The organism is Mastigocoleus testarum BC008, from assembly GCF_001456025.1.
Lineage (GTDB): Bacteria > Cyanobacteriota > Cyanobacteriia > Cyanobacteriales > Nostocaceae > Mastigocoleus > Mastigocoleus testarum.
This window is the reverse complement of sequence record NZ_LMTZ01000111.1, coordinates 55,268-70,399: the sequence shown is the minus strand read 5'-3', so window position 1 is coordinate 70,399 and position 15,132 is coordinate 55,268. Positions and strand designations below refer to the sequence as shown.

Below are 15,132 nucleotides of genomic sequence, written 5' to 3'. Positions count from 1 at the left end.
AAAACTATGTAATATATAATTTCTTGTATAAAAATAAATCAAATTTCTGTTTTCTGTATTTATAGTTACATTCGAGCAAAATATTCTAAAAGTAATCTGTGAATAAAAATATAACCACCACCAACTTTTTGTAAGAAAATTCGTTCTGTAGCGTAGTCCAAAAAAGCAGCATAATTCCAAGGAATAGAACCTCTCTGGAATAGAAGTATGCGTATAATAAGATGTTTTACGCAGGTATCAACACCACCAGCAACTATACCGAAACTGAACCCAAAAATTGTCCATCCATTGACGCTCCAACCTAACATAGTTGCTGTAAAACGAAGTATTGAGGCTCCAATGATTCCGAATAATAATGAATTTTTGGCTGATTTTCTAATTCCTTGACCTGGATTAGTAATCTTTTGAATTTTCGGTCCCGTAAAACCACGAATTATGACAAAAAATAATCCCATACTCAAGCCAAAAATAATTCCCCTCAACGCCCGCATCCATACAGAAAAATCAAAGCTGATAATACCTAGAAATACTTTGTCTAATTCTAGTTCGGTAACATTTAGTTTAAGTAGTATACCTAAAGCTAATCCATAAATCATTCCTTTAACTAGATTTTTTCTTGCATTTTTCCACGACCATTGCAGCGTTTCTACAGGATTAATTCGATTTAAGCCAAAATATAGCCAGAAAAATACAATGGTGAGTGAAAGGGATATTATTGCTTTCTCTGGAGGTATTGTTTTAATTACATGTATCGCAACTAACCATCCAATACCAGTAAATGTAAGCAAAGAACACAGTATGTAAAGTCGGTATAAATTTTTAGGTAAAAGATCTGGCTGCATTCTTTCAATTAAAAATACTGTTTGCGATCGCTCTTTTAGTTTTCGTGCTAACCAACTCAACCAGTAAATAGATTGATTTTTAGAGTAGCTGTGTTTAGCAACCCGTCTCTCAAACATTCTTTGGACGTACTTATTAAATAAATGTTGACGATGTTCCTCCAAAGTCATTCCTGGTAATTCTGTAATCGATATACCCTGATAGGCTAAGGTCATAATATTTAGCATTAAGGGCGATTTTGCTAATTCCTGTAATGTTTTATTGGTTTGAAGCGCTTGTTTGAGAGCATAAAGTTCTGTACCCAGATTTTGAAGATATTGATATACCTGTTCTAAAGTTAAGGGTTGAATATAGATTGCAGTTTGAAAATGGAGCCGATGAGATAAATTTTGGTAATCTTTGATTCGACTACAAACTATAATTTCTGTTTCCCCATAATTTTGGCAAAATTGATTAATTGCTGCGACACAAGCATCTCTCAAACTAGAATTTACTTCATCTAACCCGTCTAAAAGTAATAATAATTGTTGATTATCTATCCATTTTTGAGCAATTTCTTTCGAGACTTGATAACTAGTATTAAGTTCTTTAACTAGCCATTGTTCGATACTTATTTTGGAATTAGTCCAAGTGGAAAGATTTAATACTACTGGAATTGGTTGGTTGATATTTTGCTGAGCAATTCTGATTAAATCGCGAGTTATTTCTAGTAATGTTGTAGTTTTACCTGAACCCGGTTCGCCTAATATCAACAAGGAACGACCAGTTCCCATTTGTAAAAATAGATCGATAGCTTTGCTATTTTGACTTATTTCCTGTCGCGTTTGTTCGCTAGTTTCCCATAGCATTCCCCAAGGATGAGCTAAAACATCTAGGCGATTTTCTAAACCTAATTCAATTAAAGCTACTCCATGTAAAGAAGTTTCTAAAACACCTTTTACCCAATAGTTTTTTACCTTGTTGATTAATATTTGGCGGTTGCGGTAACTTTGCTGACTATATTGGGTACCAAATGGTGTATTTAAATTGACTTCAGACAAACCGGGTGGTTGAGTTGGAACCTGGTTAATATTATCTTGACTAATATTATTTTGCTTAATATTCTCAGGTTCGAGTCGCTTCCAATTTTCTCTCTCTTCGGGTAAAGCTTTATCTTGAGAATATCTATTTTGAGAATCTCGATTATTTAGACTTTGAAATTTCGAAATTTGAGTTTCTGGGGACTGAACGGATAAATCTTGTTGTGATAAAGCCCGATCTGAGAAAAATTGATCTTGTGGTTGCAAAGCTGCTAACATCGCTTTTGCATTTGGAAAGCGATCGCCGGAATTGATTTTTGTCGCCCGATTTAAAATATTTTTTAGAAAACTACTAATATCGCTTCTCGATTCCCAAATTGTCTCGCCAGTTTGAGGATGATTCTGTAAATATTCCGGAGATACTCCAGTTAATAAAGAAATTGCTGTCATTCCCAAACTGTAAATATCGCTAGCAAAGATTGGTTTACCTACGGCTTGTTCTGGTGGCATAAAACCAGGAGTACCAGTTACTATTGTGTTAGTAATTTCACCCCCTAGTTCTATAGTAGGGTCAACAATTTCTTTCGCAATTCCAAAATCAATTAAAACTGGCTTAGAATCTTTTTCCCGATAAATAATATTTCCCGGTTTAATATCTCTATGGATAATTCCTTTGGAATGAATATAATCTAAAACAGGTAAAATATCTATTAAAATATTTTGAACTAAATCCTCGCTAAAAAATCCTTCTTGTCGTAACTTTTGACTTAATGTTAAACCGTCAATGAGTTCTTGAACTAAATAAAACTGTTCGTTTTCGACAAAATAGGCATATAGTTTTGGTATTTGATTATTCTCTTTACCCAATTCTTCTAAAATTGCAGCTTCCCGTGCAAACCTTTCCTGCATAAGCTGATAGACATGCGGCTTCTCTACTACAGGTTTTAATTGTTTGATGACACAAATAGGTTGGGAAGGAAGATGGGTATCTTCCGCTAGAAAAGTTTTGCCAAAACCACCTTTCCCCAACGTTCTAATGATGCGATAACGATTATTTAACACCGCTGGTATCATTTGATTTTGTTTGGCAGGAGCTTGTCTTAATATTAATTATGTCGATTTATCTCAAGATATGCATTTATTATCATTAGATAATCTTTAACATTTTAAAATATAATGTCACTTTATTTACTCTTATTTATAAATGATTACCCTAAGGAATAAATTCTCTATTTATAGCGTTAGGCGTAAGTAAAAACAGACCGCGTCCTTACGGGCGACCAAAAGCTTACAATTCATAGCCTTCAGCACTTACTAATATCCCAATCTTGTTACGTAGTGCTGTATAACAGTTGGCTAAATATGACATTAGCCATAAGTTTATTAAAATATTCTGGGAAATATTGCTTTTTAAAGATAATTGTTATACGCCATTTATCAAAAAAAGCTATTACAACTAACTACAAATCAGTAAGTAAAGTCAACCTAAAAAGCTAAAAACCTGCTTTAAAGAGTATTTTACTTCTCCTTTGTTTCTCCTGACCCCTTCATTCTCACAGTATTATCCTTCAAGAGATTCCCAGACATTAGTAGTGAGCGATTTGAGTGAATTCAGTAAAATTTGCATAAAAATCTGGAAAACAAATCCTCTATCCTGAAGTACATGTTATGATGTATTATCATCCTTGATAAGTACTCCAATTCAGCGCGAAAAATAAGGGATAGAGCAATGTAGTACTCAATTTCAATCGGGTTTGTAAACACGTGAATTTAAGTAACTGTAATTCACTTAGTTACTTGATAGTAGAAAGTTCGCGAATAAATCTGATGATTTGAATTTGTAAATTAAATCTATGGTTTAAATCAATAACGGTATTTCAAAGTTTAAGTAGGCTGATTCTTTAGCAGCTATTGTGTAGAGATGTAACATAGTAATTCTCTACAAAACTGTTAATGTTTTACTTCAGCGTAGTGAAACATAGCTTTGAAAAATCCTTAATTTTCCATGGATTTAAATTTGTGGGTTCAATCTGTCGATTGAAATTGCTAAGGATTAAAAGTAATGAGACAAATATATAAGTATCCCCGTACCCGTCATATTCAGGGTTCGAGAATTCAACCTGGGGATGGGAACTTAAATAATATTCCGTTTGGGGAAATTCAACACAAATATGTAGTTGTTGAAGAAAAGGTTGATGGAGCAAATGCAGCTATTAGCTTTAGTGCTGATGGGAAGTTGCTTCTGCAAAGTAGGGGTCACTATCTAACCGGAGGAGCAAGGGAAAGACACTTTAATTTATTCAAACAATGGGCTAATACCCACGTTACTGCTCTTTGGGAAGTTTTGGGTAGTCGTTATATTTTGTTTGGAGAATGGATGTATGCAAAACATACGGTCTTTTATGATGCTCTACCCCATTATTTCCTGGAATATGATGTCTGGGATTTAGAAAAACTAGTATTTCTCAGTACGAGGGAAAGAAAAAATTTATTAAATGGTTTGAATTTAGTTTCCGTACCAGTGTTATTTACTGGTGAGTTGAAATCATATCAGCAACTATTAAATTTTTTGGGTAAGTCCAATTATCAGACCTCAAAGCATTTAGAGCGTTTTCAAGAGATTTGTCTAGCACAAGGACTTGATGTTGAGCGATCGCTAAAACAAACTGACCAAAGTTCCTTGATGGAAGGTTTGTATATCAAGGTTGAGTCGGACGATGTAGTAGAAGCTCGATATAAATATGTGCGTTCTAGTTTCTTGACTACAATTCAAAATTCCGACGGTCATTGGTTGAATCGTCCGATTATTCCCAATGTTCTGCGCTCTGATGTGGATTTGTTTTCCAGCAAAACCCTGTAGAGACGTACCAGAGGCTACGCCGACGCCGAAGGCTCTGGTACGTCTCTACCACCAGTCAACATTAATTAAAACTACATAAATAAGGAATAAGAAAATGACTTGGATATTTCCCCATTGTCCGACTGGGGATAGTTTATCGATTGATTGGTCTGTTTTGGAAAGGGAATTTGACTGCTTAGCACAACTTGCTGATTGTCCTCAAGACAAGCGTTTTCACGCAGAAGGTGACGTTTTAACCCATACAAGGTTAGTCTGCGAAGCTTTGGTAAATTTATCTGAATGGCAGATGTTACCAGAGCAAAAAAGAAGTATTTTATTTGCTGCTGCTTTATTGCACGATATTGGAAAACCTTCCACCACCGAGATAGAAGAGGATGGAACTATTTCATCGAAAGGACATGTTTTACAGGGTGTAAGAATGACACAACAGATCCTCTGGGATTTGGGAGTTCCTTTTCACTGTCGGGAAGAAGTTGTCAATTTGGTGAGGTACGGTAGTCTACCTTTGTGGTTTTGGGATAAACCGAATCCAGAGAAAGCTGTAATTCAAGTTAGTCAGTTTGTCGGTTGCGATATGCTCGCAATGTTAGCTGAAGCTGATGTTAAAGGAAGATGTTGTAGCGATCGCGATGTTCTATTGGAACGAATTGATTTTTTTCGCGAATTTTGTCGAGAAAATGATTGTTTCGACCAACCGAGAAGTTTTTTATCTCCCCACAGTAGATTTGTTTACTTTCATAAAGAAAATGCTGACCCCAATTATCACGCTTATGACGATACTCATTTTCAAGTAACGATGATGTCGGGTTTACCAGGTTCGGGAAAAGATACTTGGATTAAAGAAAATTGTTCCGACCTCAAAGTGATTTCCCTCGACGAACTACGACGTTCTATGGGTGTAGAACCAACTGAAAATCAAGGAATAGTTGCAAATCGAGCCAAAGCGATCGCAAAAGAATATATGCGCAATGGGGAGTCTTTTGTCTGGAATGCAACTAATATCAATCGACAGTTAAGGGATATATTAATTCGTTTATTTACTTCTTATCAAGCAAGGATACGTATTGTTTATCTAGAAACTGCTTGGGAAGAGTTATTACAACGAAATAAAACTCGCGTTCATAAGGTACCAGAAAAAGTACTTTACAAAATGAGAAATCGCTTAGATGTACCGAGAATAACAGAAGCTCACGAGGTTGAGTGGGTTATTAGCGCTACGCGCAAGTAAGGAGTCAGGAGTCAGGAGTCAGGAGTCAGGAGTCAGGAGTAAGGAGTCAGGAGTCAGGAGTCAGGAGTCAGGAGTCAGGAGTCAGGAGTCAGGAGTCAGGAGTCAGGAGTCAGGAGTCAGGAGTAAGGAGTCAGGAGTAAGGAGTCAGGAGTAAGGAGTCAGGAGTCAGGAGTCAGGAGTCAGGAGTCAGGAGTCAGGAGTAAGGAGTAAGGAGTAAGGAGTAAGGAGTAAGGAGTCAGGAGTCAGGAGTCATGACTAGTGACTGAGCAATTTATCAATTATCAATTACCCATTACCAATTACCCATTACCAATTACCCATTACCAATTACCAATTACCAATTACCAATTACCAATTACCAAAATGTTACCTATTCAAGAAGTCTATAACCGCATCATTTGGGATGCGCGACTCGATAAAAGGAATTTTATTATCGGTTACCACGAACGGAACTCAGATACCGGAATCCAAGAAATGCACGTACTTCAGTGGTCTGCAAATGGAGATATACCTTGGCATCGTATTCGATATATACGTTGTAAGGATACAATTGTTTGGGATAGAGATCGACATTTAGATTTGTTCGCTGCTAAGCAATTACCGGAAAATGCTTGGAACGATCAAGATAATTCCTATTCTCAGAAATCAATGAGTTATAAAAAATCATTGAACTCGCAAAAATCATTAGAAACTGATATTGTAAAGTTCGTTCATAAGAGCATTTACAAATATAATCAGTCGGTTTGGGAAGAGGTTAATCAAGATCCAGAGTCAGTAAGATTGAAAAGTTTGAACGTTGTTAGCTTCAATGTTCTCCACGACCAGTATGAAGCAGAGAAAATTCAAACAGCGAAACGAATACCAGCAATTTTCCAGCATTTGAGGAAATCTGATGCAGACATCATCGCGATTCAAGAAGCTACACCAAATTTTCTAAAGTTACTTTTATCGGAAACTTGGGTACGTAATGATTATTATGTTTCTGAGTCAATTGATGGGGAAAATGTCAAACCATCAGGTAACTTGTTGATGTCCCGTCTACCATTTACCTTGGTAGAACATCGATTCTCCATCCATAAAAGGTTGATGGTCGGTACTTACAAAATTAATGGTGAAATATTACAAGTTGGAGTGGTACATTTAACTAGTGACCGCGCCCAAAATGCAGCGGAGAAAAGAAAATATCAGCTAAATACCTTGCTGAAATATCTTCAAAATCAACCGGGAGATAGTTTAATTGTTGGTGATTTTAACACTAGAGGTAAACAACTACAGGAGATATTAGATCTCTATGATTTTACCGACCTATGGGAAGAATTACATCCCGAACAATTAGGATATACTTTCGACCCTCAACACAACCCTTTAGCGGAGTTGATGAGTCTGGAAGGAGAAGCAGCAAGGTTTGATCGGATTTTATTACACTCGGTGGATCGTAAATTTTCTGCACATTCAATCAATTTATTTGCTTGCGAACCTATCACAGGTACTAATATTTATCCCTCCGACCACTTTGGTATGCGTGCAGAAATCGATATTAATAGTTGCTTGCTAGATGAAAAGAAACAAGATTTAAAATCTATTTCTCCAAAGTCTAATTCTTTAAAGTCTATTTCACCGACTTACAGAAGCGCTATAGTCATAATTCCACCTGAGGAGGTTCTAGCTGAAATTCAAAATGTTAGATATTTTCATGATCCAAGATATAAACGATGGATGTCGCATATCAACTTAATTTACGGTTTTTTACCAGAGTTATATTTTGTAGATGCTGGAGAAATAATTGCTCCCATAGTTGCTAATTTAGAACCTTTTACAGTTACTTTAGATAGTTTCCAAACATTTACCCATCGTAAAAGTTGTACCGCTTGGTTACGTCCCCAAACTCGACCCAAGGAAGCATTACAGGAATTACAGACAGCATTGCAAACTTTGTTTCCCCAATGTGACGAACAAAGCAAAAAATCAAAAACTGGTTTCACCCCACATCTGAGCGTGGGACAGTTTTCTAATTCAGCGGAAGCGTTTGCGAAATTACCGGAATGGGAATCAATAAGCTTTACGGTATCGTCCATCGCATTAATTAGTCGTCGGAATGATGAACCTTTTGAAGTCAGACAGATTATTCCTTTAGGAACCAAATCTATTCAAAAAGCTTCTCAAAATTCTAATTTTCCTAGCGATAGACGCAAGCACCGACGCGGAGCGTATCGCACCGATTCCGAACTGATTAAATTAGTAAATCATCTGGAACCAGAAATCACATCAGCACAAAAAGTACAGCGTCAGACCATTATTGAAATAGTTGAGCAAGCTTGTACGGAATGCTTGGGTTTTGAAGCAAATTTACATTTACTTGGATCGGAACGCTTGGGAGTCGCAACTTTTAAAAGTGACTTAGATGCTGTATGTGAAATTCCTACTTATTTAACTGGAGAAACTTTTCTCAAAAACCTAGAGCAACGTTTACAAGATTTATGCGAGCGAACTCAATTAGTAACAGAAGCAAGAGTTCCCTTATTGCGTTTGAGATTGGAAGGGATATCCATAGATTTACTGTATGCTCAAGTCAAATCTGTAGAAAATCATTCTGGGTCTGATTCTGAATCTAAACTTGAAGATGAAAGCACAAACATTGTAATAGTAGAAAGCAATCCCAAACAATTTGAAGTAAAACTAGATTCCCCCAGCTTTAAAGCAATAGTTGGATCTTGGGAAGCAGATACAATTATCCAAACCGTAATAAGACATGTACCACTTACATCTTTCCGTCTATTATTGAGAACCGTCAGAGCTTGGGCTAAATCTCGTTGGATATACAGCAATACTTGTGGCTTCTTGGGTGGTTTTTCTTGGGCTTTATTAACTGCTTGGAGTTGTCAGAATTATCACACTAATTATGGGAATAACGATATTTCCCTAGATAAATCACTCTCTAACTTTTTTAACCTACTTGCTCAACATGATTGGAGTAAGCCTATTTCTTTAACAGATGCGCGTCTTGAGTATAAAGTAAGATTACCTCAAGACTGGATGCCGATAATTACCTCCATCTCACCTTGTCAAAATACAGCACGTAATGTGACAAAATCGACGCTAGATATATTACGCAGTGAATTTATTAGAGGTGCAGATCTAAGCAAGCAAGCATTAATCCATAATGAAAACTGGAATCTGTTATTTGATTCACCCGATTTTAATTCAGGATTCAAACATTCAGAATCTGATGTATTAGAATTCAATACATTAATTAAATTAGAAATATGCGATCGCGATCGGGAAAATCTAGAAAATAGTTTTAGTCTGATAGAAAGTCACATTATCGGTTTAGTTATTCAGTTGGAGCAGTTAGGTATTTTTGTTAGACCCCATACCCAAAGAGAAATACTTCAAAATATTGAACTGCAAAATATTGGATGTATCAAACTGAGTTTAAATATTCCTTCTGATTGCAATCTAAGTTTAGTAGAAGAAATCTGCGATCGCTTTGTTAGTAAATTTTATGGTTCAGGTGTAAATTATAAACTAGCCGGTATTACTGTTTCAGGTTAAAACTATATTCCTGGTGGATAATAAATATTCATAGAATAAGGAAGAGAAATTATTGTAGCAATCGATCAGAAAAGGAATCGCGAGGAGATGAATATACGACCGAAAACAGTATTATCAGGAAAATTTTGGCAGTATGTTACGGTCTATATAATTACTAGTTTTTTAGCATTTTTGCTATCTACAAGTGGTTATATGTGGGTATTATATCTGTTATACATTGGTCCATTTTATCTTGGTATTTGGATTTTACTCACATTGATTTGCATTGCTTCAAGAACTGTAATCTACTCTGCAATTATTTCCTATATCACCTTAGGAATCCAAACTATTGCGATTATCTTCAATGTTAGTGATGCTGGTTATTATGGGTTTGCTTGTGGTCAAAACTTTTTCCAGAGATTTTTATTTTTTAATCAACGCTCTTCTTGCAGTGGTTTATTGATAAGTTGGGACACTTATCAATGGATTTTGCTTTCATATTTGGCGTTTGTAGTAATTTTTTTCATCGATATTCTACGGCGAAAATTCTTTACCCGCGAACATGACAGACCACCAAATCCTTAAGTATTTACAGGTGTAAATTTTAACGAGCTTTGAACACATTTACCCCATGTGATCAAAATGTTCTTGGAGTAAAGTATGAAGAAAAGCAAACCGACCACCTACTTTATCCACTTAAGAAATTACAGGCTTCCCTGTAGATACCACCTGTTCAACAATATCAATGGCTCGACTCACCCCTCCAGCACGTTTAATCGCCTCTTGCAGCCTAACTGCGTTGATTAATTTGCGACCGCTAGCATAGCTGAGAAAGCGATCGTATTTCCAAGGTATTTATTGATTGATCTATTTTTCCAGAGGATGAAGTGATAATAAAGTCTTGAATAGCATGTAAAGCAGTTTAGATAATAAATGCTAATATTAATTAGCAAGTACTGCAGAGCGTCAAGACTTTCTATTTACAATGTTCTGCAAATTGGAATCTCAATAAAAAATTCTGTCCCTTGTTTATCAGTTGATTCACAAAATAATTTTCCATCATGTTTATCCACTATAATTTGGTAGCTAAGAGATAATCCCAAACCTGTACCTTTACCTACTTTTTTTGTTGTAAAGAAAGGGTCGAATATTTTAGGACGAATTTCTGATGATATTCCAGGTCCATTGTCAGTAATATGGATTAAAACTAAATTATTTGAAACTCTTTTAGTCGAAATTTTAATAAGATTAGGTTTATTTTTTACTCCATTTGAATTGTTCTGTGAATTATCTGAATCAAAGGCATCAATGGCATTAACTAAAATATTTAGAAATACTTGATTTAAATATCCAGGATAGCACTCTACAAAGGGAATTTGACCGTATTCTTTAATTATTTGAATTTTAGACTTCTCCGATCTACCTTTTAAGCGATTTTCCAGAATTATTAGAGTGCTATCAAGACCTTCATGAATATCTACTTGTTTAAACTCTGCTTCATCAAGACGGGAAAAGTTACGTAATGACAAAACAATATCACAAATACGACTAGCTCCTATTTTCATAGAGTCAAGCAAATTTATAAAGTCTTGCTTGAGGAAATCTAGTTCAATGGCTGTAATTTTATTCTTAATTTCTTCAGGTGGCTGAAAATAGTGTCTTCCATACATTTCCACTAATTCTATTAAATCTCGAGCATATTCATTCGCATAAGTTATATTCCCATAAATAAAACTAACAGGATTATTGATTTCATGAGCCACTCCTGCAACCATCTGTCCCAAACTAGACATTTTTTCATTTTGAATCATTTGGGCTTGGGTAGATTGAAGTTTTTCTAATGCTTCTTCCAGTTCTTGGGTTTGAATTTGTAATTTCGCTTCTATTTTTTTGCGTTCACTAATTTCTTTCGCTAAAACGGTGTTGAGTGCTTCCAATTTAGGAACATTAGGAATAGCCAGAAGTTTAGGCAGCAAATAGAATAATAATAAAGCAGTAGATAAAGATATAGCCGCAGTACAAGCTTTTAAACATCCCGATATCCAGTAGTTGGGATACCAAAGCGTCCAAACTTCCATCAGATGAGTGATACCACAAAAAATAATGAAAGCTCCAAAACAAAGAAAAATCCAGTCAAAAGGGATATCTTCTCGCTTGTCTACTAAATATACAAGCATGATTGGTATTATAAAATAGGCAATTGCAATTAGGAGATCGGAACTCAGATGTAACAAAACCAATCCATTTTTCCAAAGATAACAATGTCCATGGGGAATAAAAATAGTAGATAACATACTTAATAATTACTGTTTCCTTTTAAGGCGACTCTGCAGAGATACAAAAACTCCGCTAAACATTGTAAACAATTATTACAATAATTAATTTATAGATTTACAAGATTAGTTATAAATGACGTTAAGACACTAAAAAGTTACATTATGAAATTGCGCATAAGTATCATCTAAACCTATTACTGGGTTAGGCTTAAAAGTTTTATTGTGTGAAGATTGTATTGAGGATTACAATTGGTGAACTTTTTAGCTATTAGTCAGCTGTTTAATAATAAAGTAAAGGTTTGAGTATCGTAAGTTATTTTTACTATTCATACAATAATGCTTAACTTGGTTTTCCGCTCCAATGATACTAATACACCTATTAAGAAATAGAAATACTACCTAACGGACTCAATTATGATTTATCTCTAAACCAAGACAGGGAATCTGCTTCGCTGGCGATAAAAGTATAGAAAATGGCTCAGTAGATTGATAAAAAGTTATCATCATTATTTGATGTGGCTACCTACCTTTTGATATATATCATTTATTTCTGGTTACATATTTAACATATTGTTTTAGGCTAGCAAGTATATGCACTTGTATTACTTAATAGCTTTACTAATCCTTCTAAAGGTATAGATTTTATTGATCCAAAAGATTATATTTTGACTTTCAAAAGACTGAATTTAAGTTGAAAGAAAAAATAATACTTTTTTTATTGCATAAAAATCTGGTATTGATTAGTTAGTGATTTTCAAGCCTTCTACTTAGCCAGCTGTAAGGTTCCACTTGTTTGACCGCATCCTTTTTTAGCTACTATCACTAATTTAAAGTAAATTAGATAACAATGATTTTCAAATTGAAACAGGTATTAAAAATTGTTATTACTTTTGTCCTGTATAAAATTCTTCGGCTTGAAACAGAACAATCCCGACTAAACCATTACTACAAGAGTAGGATTGATACAAAAACAGGAACTGATTACGACAAAAAGAAGACTACTACAAAAGTAGATACAAGTATTTCAGTAATTCTTGCAAAGCGTTGTTTAACTTCATCCTCTTATTTTCTCTCACGATCACCTTCGGTTCTTATTGATTCATACGTTATAACTAAGATTATTAAATTAAGCATAATCACTTCAAAAGTAGTTGTATAAGTATATTTTTAAAGCAACTTCTGACTTGAATATTAGTTTACCTAGCTCTATTGGTGAGTCTGCAATATTTTTTAGTTTTTCTAAAACTCCAATATTTGATCTATTTTATTTATGACTCCATCTGAGCAAAATGTTTTTGGAGTAAAGTGTGAATAAACGTAAATCGACCCCCCACTTTGTTGATTAATTTGCGATCGCTAGCATAGGTGAGAAAGTATGCGTAGTTCCAGGGGATTGAGCGGTTTGTCCAGAGGATAATGCGGAGAGAAATATGTTGTACAACGGTAATTCCAGTAAGAGCTACAACAAAAATAATTACTCCTAAAAACTCTCGAATAATAATACTTGTTACGTACAAGTTTTGACCATGTATATGTACTGCTGCTATAGCCAAAAATGAAATTACAATAGGTAAAACTATAAAAATCAAAACTATAATATTTTTGGCAGATTCTTGAATACCTTGATTTGGATTTTTTCTATCCTCCAATTCTGTTCCTTTATTAAACACAAAAATTAGCCCAAAAGTTAGTATAGGAATCAGTCCAGGAATTAGTGTAATAATCAGTCCAGAAATCAGTAAAAAAATCAACCAACTTTTCAAATCAAAACTTATTTTAAAAGCTTCTTTTGCATCATTTGGGACTGGATATAGACAGATAAAACCATAAATCAGAGCAAAAACCACTCCATAAAACAACCCAACAATCAAACCGGAATTCCGGTAAAAACTCATTGCAATAACCAGTCCAGAAATTAGCCCAGGAATCAGTGAAATAATTAGCAAATACTGTATTTTTTCAAAAGTATTGTCTAAATAACTAGGCTCAATTTTCTCCAGATAAAATTCCTGGAGATTATGCTTTTCCATTTTCTTCGCTAACCATATCAACCATCGTTTAGTATTTTCAGGTTTATATCCCTTACGATTGTGGTGTTCTTCTAGCTTCCTTTCAATATAATTATCAAATAATTCTTTGCGAATCTTGAGTTGATATTCTTTCCGTTCCTTTTCAGAATTAAAACGTTTAAGTTGATTTTCTAAACCATCTGGATAAGCAGTGGGAATTAAACTTAAAAACAAAGGTATCTTTGCTAATTCACCCAAACCATGTGGATCATTTTGAAGATTTTTCCATAATTTAGGAACACCAACCAGTCGCAAATATTCTTTAATCTGTCCTTCACTCAAAGCTTGTAAATAAACTGCACCCTGCAAATTTAATATCTTTTCCCCTTGCTCATATTCTTCTCGACGACAGCAGACTACTAAGGGTAATAAATTGGAGTTTTTTTGCAAAAAATCATTAATTTTATCGATACATTTTTCCTGTCTGGTTGAACCCAATTCATCCAAACCATCTAACAAAGGTAATAATTTATTTTCAGATAACCACTGACCACTGATTTTTTCTGAAACGTTGTAGCGAAATTTTAAATCATCAATCAACCATTCCTCGATCGATTGTTTGTCATCCCTCCAGTTTGTAAGTTCAAATAATACTGGGATTGGATAATCTGGATTTTGTTGAGCGCGTTCAAGTAAGTCTCTGGCTAACTCCAGTAATAAAGTAGTTTTACCAGCACCAGGTTCACCTAAAATCAGTAACCGACCTGCAATATCTGACTTATCAAAAGCTTCGATAATTGGTTTACCTGACTCCAACTGACTTTCCCCATTATTTTTTACTAATGGTTTTCTTCCTACTTGGTGTGGTTGTATATAGGTTCCCACCCGAATAATTTCTTGATTTTGTAGTGAGTTGTTTAACCTTGATTCCACATCACGCTTCATTGCTTTTAATAATTCTCGTCTCCAATCCTTCGGAGTTTTGAGAACTTTTATCTTATTTTGATGGGTAAGATAACTTAGTTTCCATACTTGGTAAATTCTCCATCCCAATTGGGATATGTGCCAAAAAAACAATAATAAAACTATGACACCGAAAGGTCCAGCAGTAACTTGAAATGAAGAACTTTTACTGAATAAATCTTTCCAACCACTGACAAGTAAACTTAAAGTTGTAATCTCAAATGTCAGTGATAAAGTTAAAAATTTTCTACCCCGAAAATATGGGATCGCAGGTAAATGATTAATTAAGTAGCCACCTAAAGCAACGAATAAACCAGCTACAACTAGTCTCAAAATAGGGTTCAGCATGATGTGTTGGAGAAAATTCCAATCCTTATCAGAGTATGATTGCTCCCCTACAACTTCA

The 15,132-nt window shown here is 34.8% G+C and carries 8 protein-coding genes; 5 read left to right on the top strand and 3 right to left on the bottom strand.

The annotated features are described in order from the left end of the window. Positions 1-65: 65 nt before the first annotated feature. A complete protein-coding gene (locus tag BC008_RS27720) occupies positions 66-2,933 on the bottom strand; it encodes a protein kinase domain-containing protein (RefSeq protein WP_058183223.1) in 2,868 nt (955 codons plus the stop codon). Between the two features lie 988 nt (positions 2,934-3,921). Between BC008_RS27720 and BC008_RS27715 the strand changes: the two genes are divergently transcribed. From BC008_RS27715 to BC008_RS27700, 5 genes are all read left to right on the top strand, one after another. Further along, on the top strand, positions 3,922-4,719 hold the full coding sequence (locus BC008_RS27715; RefSeq protein ID WP_027845396.1) for an RNA ligase family protein: 798 nt from the start codon (positions 3,922-3,924) through the stop codon (positions 4,717-4,719). A 94-nt stretch (positions 4,720-4,813) separates the two neighbouring features. Beyond that, entirely contained in the window at positions 4,814-5,947 is a 1,134-nt protein-coding gene (locus tag BC008_RS27710; RefSeq protein ID WP_036267302.1) for an AAA family ATPase, read from the top strand. Continuing rightward, positions 5,916-6,101 carry a hypothetical protein gene (locus BC008_RS46785; RefSeq protein ID WP_072207775.1) on the top strand — a complete coding sequence of 62 codons (186 nt, stop codon included), beginning with the start codon at positions 5,916-5,918 and terminating at the stop codon, positions 6,099-6,101. The genes BC008_RS27710 and BC008_RS46785 overlap by 32 nt, the downstream gene beginning before the upstream one ends. Positions 6,102-6,205: 104 nt before the next feature. After that, positions 6,206-9,499 carry a poly(A) polymerase gene (locus tag BC008_RS27705; RefSeq protein ID WP_058184075.1) on the top strand — a complete coding sequence of 1,098 codons (3,294 nt, stop codon included), beginning with the start codon at positions 6,206-6,208 and terminating at the stop codon, positions 9,497-9,499. Between the two features lie 87 nt (positions 9,500-9,586). Next, positions 9,587-10,063, top strand: a complete 477-nt coding sequence (locus BC008_RS27700; RefSeq protein ID WP_058184074.1) for a hypothetical protein — start codon at positions 9,587-9,589, stop codon at positions 10,061-10,063. Positions 10,064-10,458: 395 nt separating this feature from the next. Here the strand turns inward: BC008_RS27700 and BC008_RS27695 are convergent, their stop codons facing one another. Both BC008_RS27695 and BC008_RS27690 read right to left on the bottom strand, forming a co-directional pair. Continuing rightward, a complete protein-coding gene (locus tag BC008_RS27695; RefSeq protein ID WP_027845826.1) occupies positions 10,459-11,772 on the bottom strand; it encodes a sensor histidine kinase in 1,314 nt (437 codons plus the stop codon). Between the two features lie 1,250 nt (positions 11,773-13,022). Beyond that, positions 13,023-15,074, bottom strand: a complete 2,052-nt coding sequence (locus tag BC008_RS27690) for an NACHT domain-containing protein (protein WP_058184073.1) — start codon at positions 15,072-15,074, stop codon at positions 13,023-13,025. Positions 15,075-15,132 lie beyond the last annotated feature (58 nt).

Coding starts and splice junctions, on each gene's coding strand:
- BC008_RS27720 (WP_058183223.1), bottom strand. CDS start 2,933: ATGATACCAGCGGTGTTAAATAATCGTTATCGCATCATTAGAACGTTG.
- BC008_RS27695 (WP_027845826.1), bottom strand. CDS start 11,772: ATGTTATCTACTATTTTTATTCCCCATGGACATTGTTATCTTTGGAAA.
- BC008_RS27690 (WP_058184073.1), bottom strand. CDS start 15,074: ATGCTGAACCCTATTTTGAGACTAGTTGTAGCTGGTTTATTCGTTGCT.
- BC008_RS27715 (WP_027845396.1), top strand. CDS start 3,922: ATGAGACAAATATATAAGTATCCCCGTACCCGTCATATTCAGGGTTCG.
- BC008_RS27710 (WP_036267302.1), top strand. CDS start 4,814: ATGACTTGGATATTTCCCCATTGTCCGACTGGGGATAGTTTATCGATT.
- BC008_RS27700 (WP_058184074.1), top strand. CDS start 9,587: ATGAATATACGACCGAAAACAGTATTATCAGGAAAATTTTGGCAGTAT.